The organism is Microbacterium tenebrionis (assembly GCF_020682665.1).
Lineage (GTDB): Bacteria > Actinomycetota > Actinomycetes > Actinomycetales > Microbacteriaceae > Microbacterium > Microbacterium tenebrionis.
Genome location: NZ_JAGTTM010000003.1, coordinates 284104 through 305985 on the forward strand (window position 1 = coordinate 284104; position 21882 = coordinate 305985).

19 protein-coding genes and 2 tRNA genes are annotated in these 21882 nt (G+C 68.5%); 11 read left to right on the forward strand and 10 right to left on the reverse strand.

Annotated elements, in window-relative coordinates:
• Position 1: 1 nt before the first annotated feature.
• From KEC56_RS10530 to KEC56_RS10555, 6 genes are all read left to right on the forward strand, one after another.
• Entirely contained in the window at positions 2-1000 is a 999-nt protein-coding gene (locus KEC56_RS10530; protein ID WP_227530910.1) for an Fpg/Nei family DNA glycosylase, read from the forward strand.
• Positions 1001-1045: 45 nt separating this feature from the next.
• Positions 1046-2524, forward strand: a complete 1479-nt coding sequence (locus KEC56_RS10535; protein ID WP_227530911.1) for an alanine/glycine:cation symporter family protein — start codon at positions 1046-1048, stop codon at positions 2522-2524.
• Positions 2525-2568: 44 nt separating this feature from the next.
• The gene (locus KEC56_RS10540; RefSeq protein ID WP_227530912.1) at positions 2569-3225 is read left to right on the forward strand and encodes an FMN-binding negative transcriptional regulator; all 657 of its coding nucleotides are present in this window, start codon (positions 2569-2571) and stop codon (positions 3223-3225) included.
• Entirely contained in the window at positions 3222-4697 is a 1476-nt protein-coding gene (locus KEC56_RS10545) for an amidohydrolase (RefSeq protein ID WP_227530913.1), read from the forward strand. Before KEC56_RS10540 ends, KEC56_RS10545 begins: the two co-directional genes overlap by 4 nt.
• 76 nt (positions 4698-4773) lie before the next feature.
• Entirely contained in the window at positions 4774-6084 is a 1311-nt protein-coding gene (locus KEC56_RS10550; protein ID WP_227530914.1) for an HNH endonuclease signature motif containing protein, read from the forward strand.
• Positions 6085-6146: 62 nt separating this feature from the next.
• A complete protein-coding gene (locus KEC56_RS10555) occupies positions 6147-8264 on the forward strand; it encodes an acyltransferase family protein (RefSeq protein ID WP_227530915.1) in 2118 nt (705 codons plus the stop codon).
• A gap of 63 nt (positions 8265-8327) precedes the next feature.
• Here the strand turns inward: KEC56_RS10555 and KEC56_RS10560 are convergent, their stop codons facing one another.
• The gene (locus KEC56_RS10560) at positions 8328-8813 is read right to left on the reverse strand and encodes a Dps family protein (protein ID WP_175986175.1); all 486 of its coding nucleotides are present in this window, start codon (positions 8811-8813) and stop codon (positions 8328-8330) included.
• 140 nt (positions 8814-8953) lie between these two features.
• Between KEC56_RS10560 and KEC56_RS10565 the strand changes: the two genes are divergently transcribed.
• On the forward strand, positions 8954-9493 hold the full coding sequence (locus KEC56_RS10565) for a gamma carbonic anhydrase family protein (protein WP_227530916.1): 540 nt from the start codon (positions 8954-8956) through the stop codon (positions 9491-9493).
• A 14-nt stretch (positions 9494-9507) separates the two neighbouring features.
• Positions 9508-9581: transfer RNA gene (locus KEC56_RS10570), tRNA-Ile, on the forward strand.
• Between the two features lie 11 nt (positions 9582-9592).
• Here the strand turns inward: KEC56_RS10570 and KEC56_RS10575 are convergent.
• Both KEC56_RS10575 and KEC56_RS10580 read right to left on the reverse strand, forming a co-directional pair.
• Positions 9593-9835: a hypothetical protein gene (locus KEC56_RS10575; protein WP_175986177.1), complete on the reverse strand. Its 243-nt coding sequence runs from the start codon at positions 9833-9835 to the stop codon at positions 9593-9595.
• A 17-nt stretch (positions 9836-9852) separates the two neighbouring features.
• The gene (locus KEC56_RS10580; RefSeq protein WP_227530917.1) at positions 9853-11850 is read right to left on the reverse strand and encodes a DUF262 domain-containing protein; all 1998 of its coding nucleotides are present in this window, start codon (positions 11848-11850) and stop codon (positions 9853-9855) included.
• 176 nt (positions 11851-12026) lie between these two features.
• On the opposite strand from KEC56_RS10580, the gene KEC56_RS10585 reads away from it, so the two are divergent.
• Positions 12027-12800 (forward strand): hypothetical protein, encoded by a 774-nt coding sequence (locus KEC56_RS10585; RefSeq protein ID WP_175986179.1) that lies wholly within the window; start codon positions 12027-12029, stop codon positions 12798-12800.
• 155 nt (positions 12801-12955) lie between these two features.
• Positions 12956-13459, forward strand: coding sequence for a DUF3145 domain-containing protein (locus tag KEC56_RS10590; RefSeq protein ID WP_175986180.1), 504 nt, complete (start codon positions 12956-12958; stop codon positions 13457-13459).
• 131 nt (positions 13460-13590) lie between these two features.
• Here the strand turns inward: KEC56_RS10590 and KEC56_RS10595 are convergent, their stop codons facing one another.
• From KEC56_RS10595 to aceE, 7 genes are all read right to left on the reverse strand, one after another.
• On the reverse strand, positions 13591-14052 hold the full coding sequence (locus tag KEC56_RS10595) for an ASCH domain-containing protein (RefSeq protein ID WP_227530918.1): 462 nt from the start codon (positions 14050-14052) through the stop codon (positions 13591-13593).
• Positions 14052-15293: a beta-ketoacyl-[acyl-carrier-protein] synthase family protein gene (locus KEC56_RS10600; protein WP_175986182.1), complete on the reverse strand. Its 1242-nt coding sequence runs from the start codon at positions 15291-15293 to the stop codon at positions 14052-14054. Before KEC56_RS10600 ends, KEC56_RS10595 begins: the two co-directional genes overlap by 1 nt.
• 75 nt (positions 15294-15368) lie before the next feature.
• On the reverse strand, positions 15369-15617 hold the full coding sequence (locus KEC56_RS10605) for an acyl carrier protein (RefSeq protein ID WP_227530919.1): 249 nt from the start codon (positions 15615-15617) through the stop codon (positions 15369-15371).
• A 66-nt stretch (positions 15618-15683) separates the two neighbouring features.
• Positions 15684-16691, reverse strand: a complete 1008-nt coding sequence (locus KEC56_RS10610) for a beta-ketoacyl-ACP synthase III (protein WP_227530920.1) — start codon at positions 16689-16691, stop codon at positions 15684-15686.
• Positions 16688-17608, reverse strand: coding sequence for an ACP S-malonyltransferase (locus tag KEC56_RS10615; protein ID WP_175986185.1), 921 nt, complete (start codon positions 17606-17608; stop codon positions 16688-16690). The genes KEC56_RS10610 and KEC56_RS10615 overlap by 4 nt, the downstream gene beginning before the upstream one ends.
• A 90-nt stretch (positions 17609-17698) precedes the next feature.
• The gene (locus KEC56_RS10620) at positions 17699-18892 is read right to left on the reverse strand and encodes a PucR family transcriptional regulator (protein ID WP_227530960.1); all 1194 of its coding nucleotides are present in this window, start codon (positions 18890-18892) and stop codon (positions 17699-17701) included.
• Between the two features lie 31 nt (positions 18893-18923).
• Positions 18924-21650 (reverse strand): pyruvate dehydrogenase (acetyl-transferring), homodimeric type, encoded by a 2727-nt coding sequence (aceE, locus tag KEC56_RS10625; RefSeq protein ID WP_227530921.1) that lies wholly within the window; start codon positions 21648-21650, stop codon positions 18924-18926.
• A gap of 155 nt (positions 21651-21805) precedes the next feature.
• Between aceE and KEC56_RS10630 the strand changes: the two genes are divergently transcribed.
• Positions 21806-21878, forward strand: a tRNA-Val gene (locus KEC56_RS10630).
• The last annotated feature ends 4 nt before the right edge of the window (positions 21879-21882 follow it).

The following is a 21882-nucleotide window of genomic DNA, read 5'->3' on the forward strand; positions in this document are numbered from 1 at the left end:
CATGCCCGAGGGTCACTCCGTCCACCGGATCGCCCGGCAGTTCGACCGCAACTTCGTCGGCAAGACGATGCAGGCGTCGAGTCCGCAGGGGCGCTTCGCCGAGGGCGCCGCGGTTCTGGACGGACGCGAAGCGGTGAGCGTCAAGGCCGTCGGCAAGCAGATGTTCCTCGAAACCGAGGGCGACCTCTGGCTGCGCGTGCACCTCGGACTCTATGGAGCGTGGGACTTCGCCGGCGAGATCCTGCTCGATCCGACGATCGCCTCCGCCAACGGCCGCATGGGCCAGACGAACCAGCGCGGGACCGATCTGGATGCCGCGATCCTCGACGACGCCGGCGAGAACTCACTGGCATCCATCGGCGCACCGCGCCGCACCCGCGTGCACGTGCGCATGTCGGAGCAGACCAAGGGGCTCGCCGACGAGGGCGCCCAGTGGCCGCCCCCGGTCGTCGGCCAGGTACGGCTGCGGCTGATGACCGACATCACCGCCGCCGACCTGCGCGGGCCCACCGCCTGCGAGCTGCAGACGCCGGACGAGATGCTCGCCACGGTGGCGAAGCTCGGTCCGGATCCGCTCGTGGGCGATCCGGCTGAGAACGAGGAGCGCTTCGTGCGTGCCGTGCGGCGTCGCGGCGTGCCGATCGCCCTGCTGCTCATGGACCAGTCGGTGGTCAGCGGCATCGGAAACGTGTACCGCGCCGAGATGCTCTATCGCGCCCGGCTCAACCCGTACACCCCGGGCAAGCAGGTGCCGGAGGAGCTCGTCCGCGAGCTCTGGCGCGACTGGGCGCACCTGCTGCCGATCGGCGTCGAGACCGGCCAGATGATGACCATGGACGACCTGTCGCCGCAGGATTACCGCGCCGCGATGGCGAGCCGCGACGACCGCCACTGGGTGTATCACCGGGCAGGACTCCCGTGCCGGACCTGCGGCACGGAGATCGTGCTCGAAGAACTCGGCGCGCGCAAGCTGTACTGGTGTCCCCGCTGCCAGGCGTGATTAGGTGGAGCCTGTTCTCTGCACCGCGGGACTGACAGGAGCCTCATGGATCTCACCGGACTTCAGCAAGCTCTGGAAACGCTCTCGGGCTGGATCTGGGGCCCGTGGCTCCTCATCCCGCTACTGCTGGGGACCGGGCTGTACCTGACGATCCGCCTGGGCGGGTTGCAGTTCATCCGGCTCGGCGCCGCGCTCCGTCTCGGGCTGATCAAGCGCAAGGATCCGGGCTCGGACGGCGACATCTCGCAGTTCCAGGCGCTCACGACCGCCCTCGCCGCCACCGTTGGCACGGGCAACATCGTCGGCGTCGCGACGGCGATCGGCATCGGCGGCCCCGGCGCGCTGTTCTGGATGTGGATCACGGGCCTGCTCGGCATGGCGTCGAAGTACTCGGAGGCGTTCCTCGGCGTCCGTTTCCGCAAGACGGACGACGCGGGCGAGAAGAGCGGTGGTCCGCAGTACTACCTCGAACGCGGTATCCCGAACCGCTTCGGCAAGGTCCTCGCCCTGTTCTTCGCGATCGCCGCGGTCTTCGCCTGCTTCGGCATCGGAAACATGACGCAGGGCAACTCCATCGCCACGAACATGGAGAACAGCTTCAGCGTGCCGACCTGGGTCACCGGTCTCGTGCTGACCGCGTTCGCGCTGATCGTGCTCGTCGGCGGCATCAAGTCCATCGGCCGCGTGACCGCAGGTCTCGTGCCGATCATGATCATCTTCTACGTGCTCGGCGCGCTGTACATCCTCATCGCCAACATCGGCGAGGTGCCTGCCGCGTTCGGCCTGATCTTCACCGACGCGTTCACGGGCACGGCGCCGATCGGCGGTTTCGCGGGCTCGGCGATCATCATCGCCGTCCAGTTCGGCGTCGCGCGCGGGATCTTCTCGAACGAGTCGGGCATGGGCTCGGCCGCCATCGCGGCGGCGGCCGCCAAGACGAGCCACCCGGTCCGCCAGGGTCTCGTGTCGATGACGCAGACGTTCATCGACACGATCATCGTGGTCACGTGCACGGGTCTGGTGATCGTCACCACCGGCGTCTGGAACATGACCGACCCCGAGACGGGCAAGCAGATCAGTGCGGCGCTCATGACCGGTGAGGCCTTCTCACACGGGCTGCCCGGTGAATGGGGCCATTACATCGTCACGATCGGTCTCGTCATGTTCGCCGGTTCCACGATCCTCGGCTGGTCGTACTACGGCGAGCGGAACGTCGAGCGACTGTTCGGGCGTCGTGCGGTCATGCCGTTCCGCATCGTGTTCTCCCTGGTCGTGTTCATCGGATGTACCGTCCAGCTCGGAGTGGTGTGGGCGTTCTCGGACGTCATGAACGGGCTGATGGCGCTGCCGAACCTCATCGGCCTGCTCGTGCTGTCGGGCCTGATCGCGCGCGAGACGAAGCAGTATCTGCGCAACGATCCGAAGCTCGAGGCATCGCAGGAGCAGATCGACGCGTTCATGGCCGGCACACCCGGCTGGGACGAGTGGAAGACGCAGGCCATCCCGTTGCCGAAGCAGCGCTGAGCCCCGCTCGGCTCTTGCCCTCGCCTGGCGCTTAGGCTGGAGCCATGCGCCAGAATCCGAGCTTCGCGATGACCGATGTGGCCGAGTTGCGCCGTGTCATCGGCGAGAATCCGTGGGCCACGCTCGTCGGTCGGGATGCCGCCGGCATGACCGCGTCGCACTACGCGATCCTGCTCGACCCGGAGCGCGACGACCTCACGGTCGTCGGCCACGTCGGACGCCCGGATGACCTGGTGCTGGGCCTCGGCCGGCCCGAGCAGGAGCTCATGGTGATCTTCCAGGGCCCGCACGGCTACATCGCTCCGGGCTGGTACGGCGACGTGGCCGCCGTCCCGACCTGGAACTACGTGGCCGTGCACCTGTCCGGGGTCCCCGAGGTGCTGGATGCCGAGGAGAATCTCCGGGTCCTGGAGCATCTCGTCGACCACTTCGAGAACCGCTTCCCGTCGCCGCGCGGCATGTGGACGCCGCCCAACGACGAGGCGTTCGTGCGCCGGCTCGAAGCGGGAACGATCGGGTTCCGCCTGACGCCCACGCGGGTGACGGCCAAGCGCAAGCTCAGCCAGAACAAGCCCGACGAGATCATCGAGAACGTGATCCTCGAGCTGTCGCGCGATGAGTCCCATCCGAATCCCGCGCTGGCGGCCGAGATGCGGCGCGCGCACGATGCTCGCCTGGCCGCACGGGCGCAGCAGGCATGACGGCATCGGCCGGAGTGTCCGCGATCCGGAATGCGCGGATCGTCGGGCCGGGGCAGGAGCATCTGCCGAGCGATGAGCCCGTCGACATCCACCTGGCGGGGGAGCGCATCGTCGACATCGCTCCTGCCGGAGCGCTTCCGGTCGCAGGCGAGGCGATCGACGCGCAGGGTTCCTGGGTCGTGCCCGGTCTGTGGGACAACCATGTGCACACGCTGCAGTGGGCACTCGCGTCCGAGCGCGTCGCGCTGCGGGAGACGACGTCGGCGGCGGATGCCGCGGCGCGCATGGCGACGGCGGCACCGCTCGCGGACGGTCGCCGGATCGGCGTCGGATTCCGTGATGCGCTGTGGCCGGACGCGCCGTCGCTGCCGGTCCTGGATGCCGCGACAGGCGCTGCGCCGACGTACCTCATCAACGCCGACGTGCACAGCGTCTGGCTGAACTCGGCCGCCCTCGCGCGCGAAGGCTTCGACTCGCCGGACGGAATGCTGCGCGAGGACGATGCCTTCGAGATCTCGAAGCGGCTGAACGCCGTCGATCCAGCCCGCGGCGATCGGGCGGTGGCGGCGGCCGGCGACGTGGCGGCTTCGCGCGGCGTGACGGGTCTCGTGGACTTCGACCTGGCCTGGAACGCCGACGCGTGGCGGCGTCGCGTCGACGGCGGATTCGCTTCGCAGCGCGTCGAGTTCGCCGTGTACCCGGCGGATCTCTCGCGGGCGATCGCGGAGGGGCTCCGCACCGGTGAGGCCCTGGACGGATGCGACGGGCTCGTGCACGTCGGCTCGCTCAAGGTGATCACGGACGGATCGCTCGGCACGCGCACGGCGGCGTGCTCGCGGCCGTACCCGGGCGAGGAGGCCGACCACGGCGTGCTCAACGTCTCGCCGGACGAGCTCGTCGATCTGCTCACCCGCGCCACCGGGAACGGGCTCGGCGTCGCTCTGCACGCGATCGGAGACCGTGCCGTGTCTTCGGCGCTGGACGCGGTGACGACGACCGGAGCGACCGGGACCATCGAGCACGCGCAGCTCGTCCGCCACGCGGACGTCGCGCGCATCGCACGACTGGGTCTTTCGGCGAGCATCCAGCCCCAGCACGCCCTGGACGACCGCGATCTGGCCGGCGCCTACTGGGCGGAGCAGACGTCACTCGGTTATCCGATGGCCACTCTGCTCCGAGCGGGGGTTGAGCTGCGTCTGGGGTCTGACGCCCCCGTGGCGCCGCTCGATCCGTGGCAGGCGATCGCCGCGGCCGTGCACCGCACCGACGACGAGCGGGATGCCTGGCATGCCGAGGAGCGTCTCTCGTTCGACGAGGCGATCCGTGCGAGTGTCCGGAGCGCCGTCAGGCCGGGGGAGCGCGCCGATCTGGTGGTGTGCGCTGCGGATCCGCACACGGCATCGGAGGGGACTGTGCGCCGAATGCCGGTGGTGGCGACTCTGCTCGGCGGGCGGGTCACGCACTCGGGGTGAACCGACTTCAACCTGAGGTTGAAGGTTGGAGTCGAATCTGTATTCAAATGTCGGTGGCCCCGAGTTGAATGGATGCATGGCCACCGAAGCGATGACGTCACCGGAGCTCAACGCTCTCCTTGACGACCTCGTCGGCACGATCGCGTCGGTCGATCAGACCATCAACCAATTGGTCGCGGTCAAGACTGCCATGCTCGCGACGGCCGCGCGGATCGCCGACGACGAGCCCTTCGACTCCGTCGATTCGCGTGAGCTGGCGCATCGGGCGGTGGCAGCCGAGATCGCCGCCGTCCTGCGCATCAGCGACCGCGTCGTCGAGGGCCAGATGGGCGATGCTGCGCTGCTCGTGCGCGACTTCCCGCGCACGGCAGCGTCCTTCGGGTCCGGGCGCATCTCGCTGTCGCACGTGCGCATCATCCTCGAAGCCGGAGTCCCGATCGAAACCTCCGAGGCGCGGGCGCGGTTCGAGTCGGCGGTCGTGCCGCGGGCCGAGGCGGAGTCGCCGAATCGGCTTCGCCCCTTCGTCAAGCAGACTGCGGAGCAGATGCGCGAGCTCTCGTTCACCGAGCGGCATCGCGAGGCGCGCGAGAAGCGGGGCGCGTGGGTCCGTTCGCGTGAAGACGGCATGGCCGAACTCGTGCAGTACGGGCCGAGCGCCATCATCCACGCAGAGCACGATCGGCTGACGCAGATGGCTGCGGCCGTGAAGGCAGACAACGCGAAGACCGCCGATGGGATCGCGGCGGACGAATTCGCCGATCAGCGCACCACCGCTCAGCTCCGCTTCGATCTGCTCGCCGATCTCGTGCTCACGGGCGCGCCGACGGGGCACAGCACAGAAGACGGCCTGCTCGGCGAGATCACGGCGCATATCGACGTGACCGTGCCGGTGCTGACGCTGACGGATGCCGACGGTCACGCGGCGGCAGCGCATCTCGAAGGCGTCGGTCCGATCGATCCTGCGACGGCGCGGATCCTCACGGGCAATGCGCCCGGCTTCGATCGCGTGCTCACCGATCCGGTCACAGGATCCGTTCTCGCCGTCGACCGGTACCGGCCGTCCGCCGAGATGCGGCGGTACCTGCGAGCGCGGGATCGTCGCTGCCGGTTCCCCGGGTGCCGGATGCTCGCGCGACTGTGCGACGGCGACCACACCATCGACTACGCGCTGGGCGGTGCGACAGAGGTCGGCAATCTCTCCGACCTGTGCCGGCGACATCACGTCACGAAGCACTGCACCCCGTGGAAGGTCCGACAACTCGGCGGTGGGAGCCTGGAATGGACCAGCCCCACCGGCAGGATCCACGTCGACCGGCCACCCGGCATGGCGACGAGCGTCACCTTCGACGACGTGCAGGAACGCATCCCCGAACCTGCGCCGTTCTGAACACGGCGCTACGACCCGGGGCGGTGTCATGGGTTCCGCGATGCACCAGGTACCGTCATAGGGTGACATCCGCTCCGCAGACCTCTCCGTCCTCCCGCGCCCAGCGCCGCCGCGACCGATCTGCGGAGCACGCCGCATCCAGCCGTTTCATCCCGCATGTCCAGGGCCTGCGCGCGATCGCGGTGCTCTTCGTGGTGCTCTACCACTTCTGGCCGGGGCGCCTCAGCGGCGGATACGTCGGGGTCGACATCTTCTTCGTCATCTCGGGCTTCCTGATCACGGCGCACCTCGCACGCGAGCTCACCTCGACGGGAACCGTCAACCTCGGCCAGTTCTGGGCGCGCCGCGCTCGGCGTCTGCTGCCGGCGTCGCTCCTGGTCCTGCTGTTCTGCGCTGTGGCCGCGGCCACGCCGCTGCTGACTCCGACGTCGGCGATGCCCGCCGAGGTGCGCGAGATCCTCGCCTCGACGTTCTACGTCGAGAACTGGTACCTGGCGTTCAACTCCGCCGACTACCTCGCCCTCACCGGCGAGCCCACGACCGTCCAGCACTACTGGTCGCTCTCGCTGGAAGAGCAGTTCTACGTCCTGTGGCCGCTCATCATGCTGCTCGCCGCATGGATCGCGGTGAAGTTCTTCCGAGGATCCCGTCTGCGCGCGGCGATCATCGCGATCGGCGTGGTCTCGGCGGCGTCGTTCATCTTCTGCGTGGTCTACACGATCACCGACCCAGCGCCGGCGTACTTCGTGACGTTCGGGCGCATGTGGCAGTTCGGAGTGGGCGCACTGATCGCGCTCGTCCCGCGCCTGCGCGTCGACAACGCGGTCCTCAGCTTCGTGCTCGGCTGGGCGGGCATCCTCGTCCTGCTCTACACCGCTTTCACGTTCGACGGGCAGACGCCGTTCCCCGGTTACATGGCGCTGCTGCCGACGCTCGGCGCCGCCGCGATCATCGCGGCATCGAACACGGAGCGCTGGTGGTATCCCACCCGGCTCCTCGCGATCCGTCCGATGCGGTTCACCGGCGACATCTCGTACAGCCTGTATCTCTGGCACTGGCCGCTCATCATCATCGCGCCGTCCGTGCCGTTCTGGGGCCTGACGATCTACCACCGCGTCGTGCTGCTGGTCATCTGCTTCGTGCTCGCCTGGCTGACCAAGCGGTTCGTTGAGGATCCCGTCCGCTCCTGGAAGCCGCTGACGTCCCGCAGGCCGCGCGTCACGCTCTGGGCCTCGCTGGGTGCGATGATCCTCGTCGCAGCCGTCGCCGCAGGCGGCTGGGCGGTGAATGCTCCGACGTACCAGCAGGGCGTGCAGGCGATCCAGGACGTGCGCGAGAACCCGCCGGCGTGCTTCGGGGCGGCGAGCGTCCTCGACGAATCCTGCACCACAGACGCGCCCGACACGATCCTGCCCGCACCCGGGTTCGCCGGCGCGGACCGGCCGGACGAACCGCAGTGCTTCATCCAGCTCAACGACTCGCGCCCCGTGTCGTGCGAATTCGGCTCCGACGCTGCCGATGCGCCGCGGATCGCGCTCGTCGGCGACAGCCACGCCTACCAGCTGCTGTCCACCTTCGAGAGCATCGCCGATCGTGAGGGCTGGCACCTGACGACGTACTTCAAGGGCGCGTGCCCCTGGAACACGACGCCGCTGTCGACCGCCGGATCGTTCGGCGCTGCCTGTGCGGACTGGCGCGCCGGCGTCGAGTCGGAACTCGCAGACAGCGAATTCGACGCGGTCTTCACCGCAGCGATCTCGAACACGCCGTACGCGGCCGCCGGCCACGACTCGGCGTTCGATGCCGCCGTCGCCGGGTATCGGGAGGCGTGGTCGACCATGACGGACCGTGGCATCCCGGTCGTCACCGTCGTCGACAATCCCGGATGGGAGACCGACCCGAACAAGTGCCTCCGGACACGTCCGCAGGCCGACTGCAACGGTGCGCGCTCCGACGTCCTCGTCGAGCACGACCCGATCCGGGATGCCGCCGACGGCGCCGAAGGCGTCACACTGCTCGACTTCACCGACGTGTACTGCGACGACGACACGTGCTTCCCGGTCGTGGGCGGCGCGAACCTCTACCGCGACCAGGACCACCTCACTGTGACATTCGTCGACACACTCGCCCCGCAGTACACCGCAGCGCTGAAGGCAGCGATCGAGAACGGCGTCGGCTGAGCGACCACAGAAAACGGCACCGGAGAACCGGTGCCGTTTTCTGTTGACAGTGAAGCGCGGTGCTTACTCCGCGATGTGAGCGAGCAGGAACCAGCGGTCCTTCTCGAGGCCGCGCATGATCTCGATCGCGACGTCCTGGCTCGTGAGGTCGACCTCGTCGAGACCATCGATCGCGGCCTTCGTGTCGACGAGGATCGCATCGATGTCCGCGATGACGTTGCGGATCAGCTCTGCCGACTGCGTGAAGCCGGCGGGCACGGCGGAGGATGCGCCCTTCTCGGCGACGGCCTTCACCCGTGCGTCGATCGGGAGACCGAGGGCGACGATGCGCTCCGCGGCCGCGTCGGCGAAGCCGCCGGCGTTCGTGACGACCGAGTCGAGGAGTTCGTGGACGCCGATGAAGTTGGCGCCGCGGACGTGCCAGTGCGCCTGCTTTCCGCTGATGGTCAGCGCCTGGAGCCCGAGGACGACGGGGGTGAGGAACTGCGCCGCGGCGGTTGCCACGGTCGGGTCGCTCACGGTGGTAGAAACGGTCTGCGCCTTGCTCATTGTTCTTCCTCCAGTACGGCTTTTCGATGCCTGATGGATGCAACGCTACTCAGCCTGGAGCATTCCGCAAGCAAGCAAAGGCTGGGCTTAGCGGCCCGAAAATCCGCGGAATCACGCCGAAGTCAGGATAGTCTCGCCTTATGAGCATCTCGTCGTCGGCGTCCCTCCTCGCCCTTGCCTCGCGGGCCCCGAACATCGCCGAGGACGCCTTCGTCGCCGACGGAGCGCGCATCGTCGGCGACGTGACCCTCGAGGCCGGTTCCAGCGTCTGGTACAACGCGGTTCTCCGCGGCGATTCGGCGGGCATCGTCGTCGGGCGGGGGAGCAACGTCCAGGACAATGTCTCGGTGCACGTCGACAGCGGCCACGGCGTCGTGATCGGCGAGAACGTCTCGATCGGGCACAACGCGGTCGTTCACGGCTGCACGATCGGAGACGGGTCCCTCATCGGAATGGGCTCGGTCATCCTCAGCGGCGCGGTCATCGGCAGCGGATGCCTGATCGCCGGCGGGGCCGTCGTCCTGGGCGGCACCGAGATCCCCGCGGGCTCTCTGGTCGCCGGGGTGCCGGCGAAGGTCAGGCGGGAGCTGAACGAGGACGAGCGCGCCGACCTGATCCGCAACGCGGAGATCTACCACGAGCACCTGCGGACGCACGAGCAGGGGGTACCGCTCCGTTAGAGTGGAATCGCTAGGGGGCGGTGGCCAAGCTGGTCAAGGCAGCGGGCTCATAACCCGACGATCGTGGGTTCAAGTCCCACCCGCCCTACCGAACGTCCGCTACAGCGGCCGCGCCGTGATGGCCTCGTTCCCGAGGTCCTTGCGCGCGGTGCGCAGGCACTTGGTGCACAACAGCTCGACCGTGCGCGGATGGTCCTCGCCGCACGTGCAGTCGATCGTCACACGCCACTTGGCCCGGCGCCCGCACGGAGCGTACGCCTCCTCATCGCCGTGATCGCACTCGCACTCCACGGGCACGTCCTCGTCCCAGCCGAGAGCGAGGTCGGCGAACTCCAAGTCCATAGGAGCATCTTGCCGCATCACATCACGTTCCCGATATAGGAGTACTTCACGAACACCTCTGCGGCGATCCCGGATTCCTCGAGAACACCCTGGAGCGCGTTCATCATGTAGTTCGAGTCCCACCCCATGTAGAGGAAGTGCGTCTCGTCGAGTGCATCCCAGTGACCCTTCCATGCCGTGCCGGCGTAGATCGGCCCGCCATGGGCAGCACTGTAGGCCAGGGCGGACTCCCGGTCGTCCGTCCACGCCCGGTGGAAGACGCGATTGAACAGGGCGCGGACATCCTTGACCTCCCAGTGCTCGCCCCGGTACTCGACGTAGTCGAATTCGCGGTCCCATCCGGCGGGCCACCCGCGCCGGCGAACGGCATCCAGAACGGGCGTCAGACCGTCGTCGTCGATCTCAGGCAGCGCTGGGCGCGCCCAGATCCGCAGGAGGGATGCCGCAAGCCGCACCGTGCGCTCCGTGATCGCCGCCGTGCCCCACGAGGCCGCATCGGCAAGAGCCCGCGTCTCGTCGACGGAGCTGCGGGCATAGGCGTCGCGCTGCTTGTCGGCGAACGACGCCCCGAACACGCGCTCGGCGAGGCCCTGTTCGAGCAGGGTCAGGTTCCCGAGTGTCGGTGCCAGCGCGCGGTGACTGTTCTGCTCGTCCTCGGAGTACTCGCTCCAACGGCGCTTGCCGTCGCCGGACCACGCCTCACTCGGCATGAGGGGGACGATGTGCTCGATGTCGACCTCGGACGTGTCATCGACGCCCTCGAGGCGCCCGAGCACGTACGCCGCGTGCGGCAGCTCGACGTATTTGAGCACCGCGCTCACGCGCTCGTCCGAGGGGGTGATGCGCGCGAAGGCGCGCATCAGGGCTCCGCGACCCTCCACCCGCGCGCGGCAGAGGCGGGCGATCAGGCGCTCGGGGGGCAGCCCGACGAGCGCTCGGCGCAGGTAGAGCGCCTGCGTCCACTCGAGCGTCTCGAGGAGCTCCTCGCGAGGGATCAGCCCTCGGACGTGGTCGCTGTAGGCACTCATCGCGAGAGGGTAGGCGGCACGACCGAACGTGTTGATGTACCCGAGCTGCCGGCGGATCTCCTCGTCCTTCTCTCGCGAGGGATCGAGCAGGATGCCGTAGATCTCGGCGTAGTGGCGCCAGACCTCGGCATCCGCCTGGAGATGCGCGACGTCGACGCTCGGGAACGAGCGCCGGAACGCGGCATACACGCCGTGCTCGCCGTCCGCCGACACCTCCCGGCCGGTCGTCATGACGAGGTAGTGCCGCCAGAACGCGCCGATCATCTCTCCGGTGTGCTGCTCGATCGGCAGCCAGAACCGTTCCTCGACATCGAGCTGCTCCGCGTGCGTGAGCCCCATGAGGATGTAGTTGTGGATCAGCTCGTGATCGCGCAGCGGCTCGCCGGTGGAGTTCAGGCTCTCGAAGATCTGCTGGGCGTTCGCTTGCGCGCCCAGGGTGATCGAGACGTGCTCGAGCCGCTGCAGGCCGCGCCAGATGGCCGGCGCTTCGTCCGCGTGCACCTGGCTTCGGAAGAACGCGTAGTTGTCGTCGAAACGCGACTCCCGCTCGGCGTCGTCCCGGCGGTCGAGGACGACCGACTCGTAGAGGTCTGCCCAGGCGTCGTGCGGTCGCAGCTTCGTGCGGGTGCTGTCGTCGGCGCGCACGATCACGCGCTCGAGCGCGTCCGCCATCACCGGGTCGCTGTCCTGCACGGTGTGGTGGAGGGCTGCGACCAGCAGCATGATCGTCGTGAGGCGCTGCTGTCCGTCGATGAGGATGAGGTCGCTGTCGGCGTCGTCCTCGGCCGAGAGGATCGAGCCGATGAAGTGGCGATGCGCGTCGCCTGCTGCCGCCACGGCGCGGATGTCGGCGAGCAGCCGCTCGCAACCGCCGATGTCCCAGCGGTACTGGCGCTGATACACCGGCACGACGATCGTGGTGCCGGGAGCGGAGAGCCAATCGATGGTGTTCACCGCGTTCGCTTCGACATTCGTGGCGGTCGCCATGTTGTTCGCTTCAGCTCCTCACATCGGCGGCTGCGGACGCTCCGCCGTGAACGAGTCTAGTCGGGGGCGGATTTTCACGGCCGCGTCCAGGGGCGTCGGAGGAGCCCGATGTTAGGCTCGCCTTATCAGGGCCTGTTAAAACGTGCTGGCCCCCGATGAAAGGACATGACTCGATCATGGGATACATCAAGTCCGCAGCGCTCGAGGACAAGGGCTTCGTCGTCCTCGACAGCTACAACCAGGAGCTCGACCCCCAGGAGTGGCTCGACATCGAGTACAACGACTGGAAGTCCTCCGGTGACACCCGCTTCGCGCCGCTGGCCAGCGCCAAGGGCGACATCGAGTGCAACGGCTTCTGGAACCACAAGCCGCCGCGCACCGACAAGGACGGCGTCTGGATCCCCTCGCAGACCGAGAAGGCGCCCAACCTCACCCGTCGCGCGCAGGAGCCAGGCGCCAACGTCGGACGCTGCCGCGTGATCGAGCTGCAGCCGACGCCGTACGGCGAGTGCCTCTACAACCTCCACCAGGACGACAACAACCGTCTGAACCCCGACGGCACCGGCTGGGTGGTCCGCGGGTTCTTCAACCTCACCGACGACAAGGACAGCTTCTTCGTCCTCCGTGAGAACCGCACCGACCCGAGCATCGAGTACCGCATCGCTCTGCCCGCCGGGGCTCAGCTGATCGTCGACACCCAGCGCCTGTGGCACGCCGCCACGCACGTCGGCACCGAGCCGCGCTACTGCCTGATCACCTCGTGGACTTCCGGCCCCGAGCTGGACGCCTACATCGAGAAGTACAACGGCACCGATGACGTGCCGAACGTCGAGGTCCCGCAGGACGTCCTCGAGGCCGGCTACGCCGAGCAGGCCCGTAAGGATGCCGCACGAGCCGCGTACTACGCGGCGAAGGGCCAGCAGGCCAAGCTCGCCATGAGCGAGGCCTGACGCACTTCGAGGTCTGACACCCCGCACGGAAACCGCCGAATCACACGCTTGTGATTCGGCGGTTTCTGCGTCATAATCGCGGTATAACCGCACAAGAACGCCACTCTCGTGGATCAGGTCGTAGGGGAAGACGCACCTGATGAAACGGAGAGATCATGGCGACGGCATACGCACGCGGAGTGGTGTTCATCCACTCCGCACCTCGCGCGCTCTGCCCGCACCTGGAATGGGCGGTCGGACGCGCCATCGGTCGTGCGGTGAACTTCGACTGGGCCGACCAGCCCGTGCTCGAGGGCTCTCGTCGCGCCGAGTTCTACTGGGACGGCCCGGTCGGCACGGGCGCCGCTCTCGCGACCGCGATCCGCGGATGGGAGCACCTCCGGTTCGAGGTCACCGAGGACCCGACACCGCGCAGCGACGGCGGGCGCTGGCTGCACACGCCCGATCTCGGCATCCACTACGCGCAGACGGACGCCGCCGGCAACATCGTCGTCGGCGAGGACCGCATCCGCTACGCGATGGAGATCGCAGCGGGCAGCGCCATCGAACTGCAGCGCGAACTCGACGTCGCCCTCGGCTCCGCATGGGACGAGGAGCTCGAGCCGTTCCGGCACGCCAGCGACGACGCCAGCGTCGTCTGGCTGCACAAGGTCGGCTGACGCACAGCTCGGGGCGCGGGGAGGCGCAAGTATCGGCGGCCGGTGTTCATCCCGGCGGCTGAGAACGCGAATCCCGCGCCCCGCCATCAGTTCGGCCCGCGCCCCGCCATCAGTTCGGCCTGCGCCCGCCATCAGTTCGGATGGACCAGCCGGAATCGCTCGCAGAGAACCGGCATGTCCGGCTCGAAACCGCGCGGGTTCTCGGAGTGCTCGCGCCAGAAGCGCTCGTGCACGGCGCGCCAATGTCGCAGCGTCCGATCGCCTTCCCCCTCGGCGTGCGCGTGAGATTCGGGCACCCGGTGAAACGGCACGGTCTGCAGGTCGGTCGTCTCGATCACGGCACGCGGAACACCAGAGCCGTCCAGGATCATGCTGAACTCGCCCACGACGGGCAGGGGGTCCCCGGTGGCCTCGTAGTCCCAGATCGACGACGCCGTCCCGGTCTTCGTTCCGGCGAGGACGAGCTCGAGGAGACCGTCGGCGTGCTCAGGGGTCGCACCGAACGCCCATGCCTCGGGGACGGGTTCAGGCAGGTCGGGACGAGCCCGCCGCAGTTTCTCCCAGAAGGCGTCGTGCGCGGGGACCGCGTCCATCAGCCTTCGTAGTCCGTGAACGCCACCACGGCGTTGTGGCCGCCGAAGCCGAAGGAGTTGCTGATCGCGAGCTGGGGGCCGTCGCCCAGCGGCTGCGCATCGCCGGAGACCCGCAGCGGGATCTCGGGGTCCTGCGTGGTGATGTTGATCGTCGGCGGAGCGACGCGGTCACGGATGGCGAGGATCGTGTAGATCGCCTCGAGAGCGCCCGTACCGCCGAGCAGGTGACCCGTCGACGCCTTGGTGGCCGACACCGGGATCTCGTGCACGCGATCGCCGATGACGTTCTTCAGCGCGATGTACTCGTTCGGGTCGCCGACCGGGGTCGAGGTCGCATGCGCGTTGACGTGGGTGATCTCGTCGGGAGTGCGACCGGCAACCTCGAGCGCCAGGCGCACGGCGCGCTCGGCGCCGCGGCCCTCCGGGTCGTTCGCGGTGATGTGGTACGAATCGGCGGTCACTCCACCGCCGACGAGCTCGGCGTAGATCTTCGCGCCACGCGCCTTGGCGTGCTCCTCGGTCTCGAGGATGAGCACTCCGGCGCCCTCGCCCATGACGAACCCGTCACGATCGACGGAGTAGGGGCGCGATGCGGTGGCCGGGTCGTCGTTGCGACGCGACAGTGCCTGCATGGACGCGAAGGACGCCACCGTGATGGGGTGGATGGCCGACTCGGTGCCGCCGGCGATGACGACGTCGGCGAGCCCGGACTGAAGGTGCTCGTAGGCGTTCACGAGCGATTCCGTGCTCGAGGCGCAGGCCGATGCGACCGTTCGTGCGAAGGCGCGCGCCTGGAAGTGCAGCGACAAGTTGCCCGCTGCCGCATTGGGCATGAGCATCGGCACCGTCATCGGCATGACGCGGCGCGGGCCCTTCTCGCGGAGGGTGTCCCACGCGTCCAGCAGGGTCCACACGCCGCCGATGCCCGTCGCGAAGTCGATGCCCAGGCGCTCCGGGTCGACGTCGGGGGAGCCCGCGTCCTCCCAGGCCTCCATGGCCGCGACCATCGCGAACTGCGACGACGGATCCAGACGCTTCGCCTGCGGGCGGGCCAGCACCGTCTCCGGGCGGACGATGGCCTCGGCGGCGAACGTGACGGGGAGGTCGTATTCGGCGACCCAGTCGTGCTCCAGCGAGCGGCCACCGGAGACTCCGGCGAGCAGGTTGGTCCAGTTCTCCGGCGCGGTGCCGCCGATGGCGGAGGTGGCGCCGATGCCCGTGACGACGATGCGCTTGGTCATGTGCGTGTGGTTCCTTAGGTGAGGGGGCAGGAGGATGCCACGCCCCGCGGGTGCGGGGGTGGCATCCGTCAGGTGTTACTCCTGGCCGGCGACGATGAAGTTGACCGCGTCCTTGACGGTCTTGAGGTTCTTGACCTCGTCGTCCGGGATCGTGACGCCGAACTTCTCCTCGGCGTTGACGACGATCGTCATCATGGAGATCGAGTCGATGTCCAGGTCGTCCGTGAAGGACTTCTCGAGCGCGACCTCGGAGCTGTCGATGCCGGTTTCGTCGGTCACGAGCTCGGCGAGGCCGGCGAGGACCTCATCGTTGGTGAAAGCCATGTGGATTTCCTCTTTCTTGCGGTTGGGTTCGGAACCGTGCCCAGTCTAGGGAACGGCATGCGGAGTTCAGGGGAGGACGACGACCTGAGCGGCGAAGACGAGCCCGGCGCCGAATCCGATCTGCAGGGCGAGACCGCCCGACAGCTCGGGGTGCTCGGCCATCAGCCGGTGGCTGGCGAGCGGGATCGAGGCGGCCGACGTGTTGCCGGTCGTCTCGATGTCGCGGGCGATCACCGTTGTCTCGGGGAGCTTCAGCTGCTTGGCGAACTCGTCGATGATGCGCATGTTCGCCTGGTGCGGGATGAACGCCGCGAGGTCCGCAGCCTCGACACCGGCGACCTCGAGAGCCTCACGGGCGACCTTGGCCATCTCCCACACGGCCCAGCGGAAGACCGTGGGGCCTTCCTGGCGCAGGGTCGGCCACGGCACGTCGCCGGCGCCGTCGCGGTAGTCGATCAGCGTGTGGTTCATGCCGACGGCATCCGCCTTCGATCCGTCGGAGCCCCATACGGCCGGCGCGATGCCGGGCGTGTCGCTGGGACCGATGAGGGCGGCGCCCGCGCCATCGCCGAGCAGGAACGAGATGCTGCGGTCTGCGGGGTCGACGATGTCGGAGAGCTTCTCCGTACCGATGACGAGAGCATGCTTCGCGGCACCGGCCCGGATCAGTGCGTCGGCCTGAGCGATCGCGTAGGCGTAGCCCGCGCACGCGGCGTTGATGTCGTATGCCGCCGCGGGGTTCGCGCCGACGCGGTCGGCGACGATCGCCGAGACGGACGGCGACTGCTTCGGGTTGCTGATGGTGGCGACGATGACCAGATCGACGTCGGATGCCGCGACCCCGGACTTCTCGATCGCTTCGGCGGCCGCGATGGCCGCGAGGTCGATGGCGTCGGTCTCCTTGACGGCGCGCGTGCGCGTCACGATGCCCGTGCGCTGACGGATCCACTCGTCGCTCGAGTCGATCGGGCCGATGAGGTCCTCGTTCGGCACGGCGATCTCGCCGCGCGCGGCGCCGTAGGAGAGGATGCGCGTGTACTGCGGGCCGCTCGTCTGCTTGAGTGCGGGGGTCATGCTGCGGCTCCGTTCAGCAGCGCTGCGGCCGCATCGAGGTCATCAGGGGTCTTCACGGCGACGACGGGCGTACCCCGCAGTCCGCGCTTCGCGAGGCCCGTCAGGGCGCCAGCGGGTGCGAGCTCGATCATGCCCGAGATGCCGGCATCCGCGAAGGCGGCCATGCACAGATCCCAGCGGACAGGGGAGGAGACCTGTTCGACGATGAACTCGAGAGCCTGCGCGCCGGAGGCGACGACGGAGCCGTCCCGGTTCGTCCAGAGCGTGACTCCGGGATCGGAGGGCGCGGTCCCTGCGACCGCGTCACGGAGCGCCTCGACCGCAGACGCCATGTACGAGGTGTGGAACGCGCCCGCGACCTGGAGCGGGATGACGCGGGTGCCCTTGACGGGCTCCTCCGCGAGGGAGGCCAGAGCCGGCAGCGACCCTGCGGCGACGATCTGTCCGCCGCCGTTGTAGTTCGCAGGCGTGAGCTCGAGTTCGGCGAGCCGGTCGAGGACGGCCTGCTCGTCGCCTCCCAGGACCGCCGACATGCCGGTCGGGGTCTGGGCGGCGGCATCCGCCATCGCCCGGCCGCGGATGCCGACGAGACGCATGGTCTCCTCGGCCGGGATGACGCCCGCGCCGACGATGGCGGCGAGCTCGCCGACCGAGTGCCCGGCGATCCCGTCCGCGGTGCGTCCGGCGCGATCGACGACGGCCTGCAACGCGATCAGCGAGGCTGCGACGATGAGCGGCTGAGCGATGCGCGTGTCGCGGATCGTGTCGGCGTCCGATTCGGTGCCGTGCAGGATCAGGTCGACATCGGCGGCTTCGGAGTAGCGGCGGAGGCTCTCCTCGACGCCGTCGAGTTCGAGCCAGGGTGTCAGGAAGCCGGGGGTCTGAGAGCCCTGTCCGGGGCAGGCGGCGACAATCACCTCCCCAGTCTGCCAACGATCAGCCCGAAACGGTGGATGCACCCTCACAAGATTCGTGGATTCGTTTGTGCGTGGCGTACATCGTCGCGATCAGCGCGTCCGGCGGGCGGCCGGCCGGCGCCGGACGGTGTCGGCGGTTCCGATCGATCCGAGGATGAGCGCGGTCTGCAGGATCAGCGCCTCGCGGGGGCCGGTGGCATCCCAGCCGATCACCTCGCTGACGCGCTTGAGGCGGTAGCGGACGGTGTTCGGGTGCACGAACAGCTCGCGGGCAGTCGCCTCGAGGGAACGTCCGTTGTCGAGATAGCTCCACAGCGTCGTGACGAGGTCCGTCGAGTGGGCCTGGAGCGGACGGTAGATCCGCTCGATCAGCGTGTGCTTGGCGAGCGGATCGCCGGCGAGAGCGCGCTCCGGCAGCAGATCGTCGGCCTCGACGGGCCGTGGCGCCGTGCGCCATGCCCGGGCGACGGCGAATCCGGCGAGTGCCGCGCGGGCGCTCTGGCCGGCATCCACGAGAGCTGCGACCGGGGGGCCGAGCACGACGTATCCGGGTCCGAACGACGGCTCGAGCCGCGTCGCGATCTCGTCGAACGCGAGCTCGTCCTCCGCATCCTCCTTGCCGGGTGCCTGAGCGCGGCCGAGCACGAGCACCAGGCGCGACCCCTGCACGCCGATGAGGACGTCGACGGCGAGCTTGCGTGCGGTGCGGCGGACGTGATCGACGTCGAACTGCGGGGGAGTCGTGCCGACCAGCACGCACACCTCGCCGTGACCGTGCCACCCGAGGGCGGCGATCCGGCTGGGCAGTTCCTCGTCGGCCTCCCCGGTGAGGATCGAGTCGACGACGAGGGCCTCGAGCCTGGCATCCCACAGACCGCGCGCCTCGGCGGCGCGGGCGTAGACATCGGCGGCGGCGAAGGCCACCTCGCGCGAGTACAGCAGGATCGCCTCGCGCAGGTGCTCGCCCTTGCCGGCGACCCGTTCCTCCGTCACCTCGACGGTTACGCGGATGAGCTGGAGCGTCTGGGTGAGGCTGACGCTGCGCAGAAGCTCACGGGGAGCCGTCGCGAAGATGTCGGCGGCGATCCACGGAGTCGAGGTCGGGTCGTCGTACCACTGGATGAACGAGGTGATGCCGGCCTGAGCCACCAGCCCGACCGCGGAGCGGCGGGCCGGTGGCATGTCGGCGTACCAGGGCAGCGTGTCCTCGAGGCGCTGGATCGTGGCCGTCGCGAGATCACCCGAGATGCGGCGGAGCCAGGCGAGCGTCGCGGCCTTGTCCATCGACGCCGGAGACGATGCGGTCACACCCGGCTCAGCTTTCGCCGCCGGCATTTCCGCTCGTACCGGCATTCACGTTGTGCAGGTCGTACTTCGCGATCGCCTGAGCGATGACCGAGCGGTCGACCTTGCCCTGATCGGCCAGACCCTGCAGGGCGCGGACCACCATGGACGGACCGTCGATCTTGAAGAAGCGACGGGCGGCCGCACGCGTGTCGGCGAAACCGAAACCGTCGGCGCCGAGCGTGTAGAAGTCGCCCGGAACCCACTGACGGATCTGGTCCTGCACAGCGTGCATGTAGTCGCTCGTGGCGATGAACGGGCCCTCGGCCGACTGCAGCTTCTGCGTCAGGTACGCGACCTGCGGCTCCTCCTCTGGGTGGAGGAAGTTGTGCTCGTCGGCGGCGAGGCCGTCGCGGCGCAGCTCGTTCCAGCTCGTGACCGACCAGACGTCGGAGACGACGCCCCAGTCGCTCTGCAGGAGCTCCTGGGCCTCGATCGCCCACGGCACGCCGACACCGGACGCGAGCAGCTGCACGCGGGGCCCGTCGCCGGTGCCCTCGGAGACGCGGTGGATGCCCTTGAGAATGCCCTCGACGTCGACGTCCTCGGGCTCCGCCGGCTGCTTGAGCGGCTCGTTGTACACCGTCAGGTAGTACATGACATCGGGGTCGGGGTGCGATCCGCCGTACATGCGCTCGATACCCGCCTGCACGATGTGGGCGACCTCGTAGCCGTACGCCGGGTCGTATGTGACCGTCGCCGGGTTGGTGGAGGCGAGCAGCGGCGAGTGGCCGTCCGCGTGCTGTGTGCCTTCACCCGTGAGCGTGGTGCGTCCGGCGGTCGCGCCGATGACGAAGCCGCGGGCCATCTGGTCGGCGGCCGCCCAGAAGGCGTCACCGGTGCGCTGGTAGCCGAACATCGAGTAGAAGATGTAGATCGGGATCAGCGGCTCGCCGTGCGTCGAGTACGACGTTGCCGTCGCGGTGAGCGCGGCGGTGGCGCCGGCCTCGTTGATGCCGACGTGCATGATCTGACCCTGCGGGCTCTCCTTGTAGGCCAGGAGCAGCTCGCGGTCGACGGCGGTGTAGTTCTGGCCGTTCGGGTTGTAGATCTTCGCCGACGGGAAGTACGAGTCCATGCCGAAGGTGCGCGCCTCGTCCGGGATGATCGGGACGATCCGCTCGCCGAAGCCCTTCACGCGCAGAAGGTCCTTGAGCATGCGGACGAACGCCATCGTCGTGGCGACCTCCTGGTTGCCCGAGCCCTTCTTCGGGAAGGCGTAGTCCTTGTCCTCGGGGAGCGCGAGATCGACGTGCTTCGTGCGGCGCTCCGGCAGGAAACCGCCGAGCTCGCGACGGCGCTCGAGCATGTACTGGATCGTCTCGTCCTGCGCACCGGGGTGGAAGTACGGCGGCTGGTACGGGTTCTCCTCGAGCTGCGCGTCCGTGATCGGGATCTGCATGGTGTCGCGGAAGAGCTTGAGGTCGTCCAGCGTCATCTTCTTCATCTGGTGGGTCGCGTTGCGGCCCTCGAAGTGCGGACCGAGGCCGTAGCCCTTGACGGTCTTCGCGAGGATGACCGTCGGCTGGCCTTTGTGCTCCATCGCGGCCTTGTACGCCGCGTACACCTTGCGGTAGTCGTGACCGCCGCGGCGCAGCTTCCAGATCTGGTCGTCGGTGTAGTCCTTCACCAGGGCAGCGGCGCGCTCGTCGCGGCCGAAGAAGTTCTCGCGCACGAACGCGCCGCTCTCGGCCTTGTAGGTCTGGAAGTCGCCGTCGGGGGTGACGTTCATGAGGTTCAGCAGCGCGCCCTCGGTGTCACGGGCGAGCAGGTCGTCCCACTCGCGGCCCCAGACGACCTTGATGACGTTCCAGCCCGCGCCGCGGAAGTAGGACTCGAGTTCCTGGATGATCTTGCCGTTGCCGCGGACGGGCCCGTCGAGACGCTGCAGGTTGGCGTTGATGACGAAGGTCAGGTTATCCAGGCCCTCGTTCGCGGCGACCTGGAGCTGGCCGCGCGATTCGACCTCGTCCATCTCGCCGTCGCCGAGGAACGCCCAGACGTGCGAGTCCGCAACGTCCTTGATGCCGCGGTTGGCGAGGTACTTGTTCGTCATCGCCTGGTAGATCGCGTTGATCGGACCGAGGCCCATCGACACGGTGGGGAACTGCCAGAACTCGCGCATCATGCGCGGGTGCGGGTACGAGGGCAGGCCGTTGGGCGCGCCGGACTTCTCCTGGCGGAACGCGTCGAGCTGCGCCTCGGTCAGGCGCCCCTCGAGGAATGCGCGAGCGTACATGCCGGGGGAGGCGTGGCCCTGGTAGAAGATCTGGTCGCCGCCGGAGGGGTGGTCCTGGCCGCGGAAGAAGTGGTTGTGGCCGACCTCGTAGAGCGAGGCCGCCGATGCGTAGGTGGAGATGTGTCCGCCGACGCCGATGCCGGGGCGCTGTGCGCGGTGCACGGTAATGGCGGCGTTCCAGCGGATCCAGTGCCGGTAGCGGCGCTCGAGCTCTTCGTCACCGGGGAACTCGGGCTCGTTCTCCGAGGCGATGGTGTTGATGTAGTCCGTGGTCGGGACCATCGGCACGTTAAGGTGCAGCTCCTTGGAGCGCCCCAGCATGCTGAGCATGATCTCGCGGCCGCGGCCGTGGCCCTTGGCCTCGACGAGCTCGTCGAGCGACTGCCGCCATTCGCGGGTCTCTTCCGGGTCGCTGTCGAGGGGGCCCTGGGAGTACGGATCCTGATCGTGGACGGTCACGTGGAGCCTTTCGTCAAGCTGGCAGGTCTTGCCAAGGAAACGGGAAGCGACACGGGGGAGTGTTGTCGCCTCCGCACAACGCGCGCTGTTCTCAGCCTATCCCTCTTCGCCGCTCGCGTCGCGCACGAAGACGCGCCGCTAGACTGGACGGGTCAGGGCCTTTAGCTCAGCTGGTAGAGCGCCACGTTTACACCGTGGATGTCGTCGGTTCGATCCCGGCAGGGCCCACCTC

Excerpts from the sequence above, each read along its gene's own strand:
- KEC56_RS10575 (WP_175986177.1), bottom strand. The coding sequence starts at position 9,835 with ATGGACTTGGAGTTCGCCGACCTCGCTCTCGGCTGGGACGAGGACGTG.
- KEC56_RS10590 (WP_175986180.1), top strand. The coding sequence starts at position 12,956 with ATGGCGACGGCATACGCACGCGGAGTGGTGTTCATCCACTCCGCACCT.
- KEC56_RS10595 (WP_227530918.1), bottom strand. The coding sequence starts at position 14,052 with ATGGACGCGGTCCCCGCGCACGACGCCTTCTGGGAGAAACTGCGGCGG.
- KEC56_RS10610 (WP_227530920.1), bottom strand. The coding sequence starts at position 16,691 with ATGACCCCCGCACTCAAGCAGACGAGCGGCCCGCAGTACACGCGCATC.
- KEC56_RS10580 (WP_227530917.1), bottom strand. The coding sequence starts at position 11,850 with ATGGCGACCGCCACGAATGTCGAAGCGAACGCGGTGAACACCATCGAT.
- KEC56_RS10545 (WP_227530913.1), top strand. The coding sequence starts at position 3,222 with ATGACGGCATCGGCCGGAGTGTCCGCGATCCGGAATGCGCGGATCGTC.
- KEC56_RS10560 (WP_175986175.1), bottom strand. The coding sequence starts at position 8,813 with ATGAGCAAGGCGCAGACCGTTTCTACCACCGTGAGCGACCCGACCGTG.
- KEC56_RS10585 (WP_175986179.1), top strand. The coding sequence starts at position 12,027 with ATGGGATACATCAAGTCCGCAGCGCTCGAGGACAAGGGCTTCGTCGTC.
- KEC56_RS10565 (WP_227530916.1), top strand. The coding sequence starts at position 8,954 with ATGAGCATCTCGTCGTCGGCGTCCCTCCTCGCCCTTGCCTCGCGGGCC.
- KEC56_RS10535 (WP_227530911.1), top strand. The coding sequence starts at position 1,046 with ATGGATCTCACCGGACTTCAGCAAGCTCTGGAAACGCTCTCGGGCTGG.
- KEC56_RS10620 (WP_227530960.1), bottom strand. The coding sequence starts at position 18,892 with ATGGACAAGGCCGCGACGCTCGCCTGGCTCCGCCGCATCTCGGGTGAT.
- KEC56_RS10550 (WP_227530914.1), top strand. The coding sequence starts at position 4,774 with ATGGCCACCGAAGCGATGACGTCACCGGAGCTCAACGCTCTCCTTGAC.
- KEC56_RS10605 (WP_227530919.1), bottom strand. The coding sequence starts at position 15,617 with ATGGCTTTCACCAACGATGAGGTCCTCGCCGGCCTCGCCGAGCTCGTG.
- KEC56_RS10530 (WP_227530910.1), top strand. The coding sequence starts at position 2 with ATGCCCGAGGGTCACTCCGTCCACCGGATCGCCCGGCAGTTCGACCGC.
- KEC56_RS10600 (WP_175986182.1), bottom strand. The coding sequence starts at position 15,293 with ATGACCAAGCGCATCGTCGTCACGGGCATCGGCGCCACCTCCGCCATC.
- KEC56_RS10540 (WP_227530912.1), top strand. The coding sequence starts at position 2,569 with ATGCGCCAGAATCCGAGCTTCGCGATGACCGATGTGGCCGAGTTGCGC.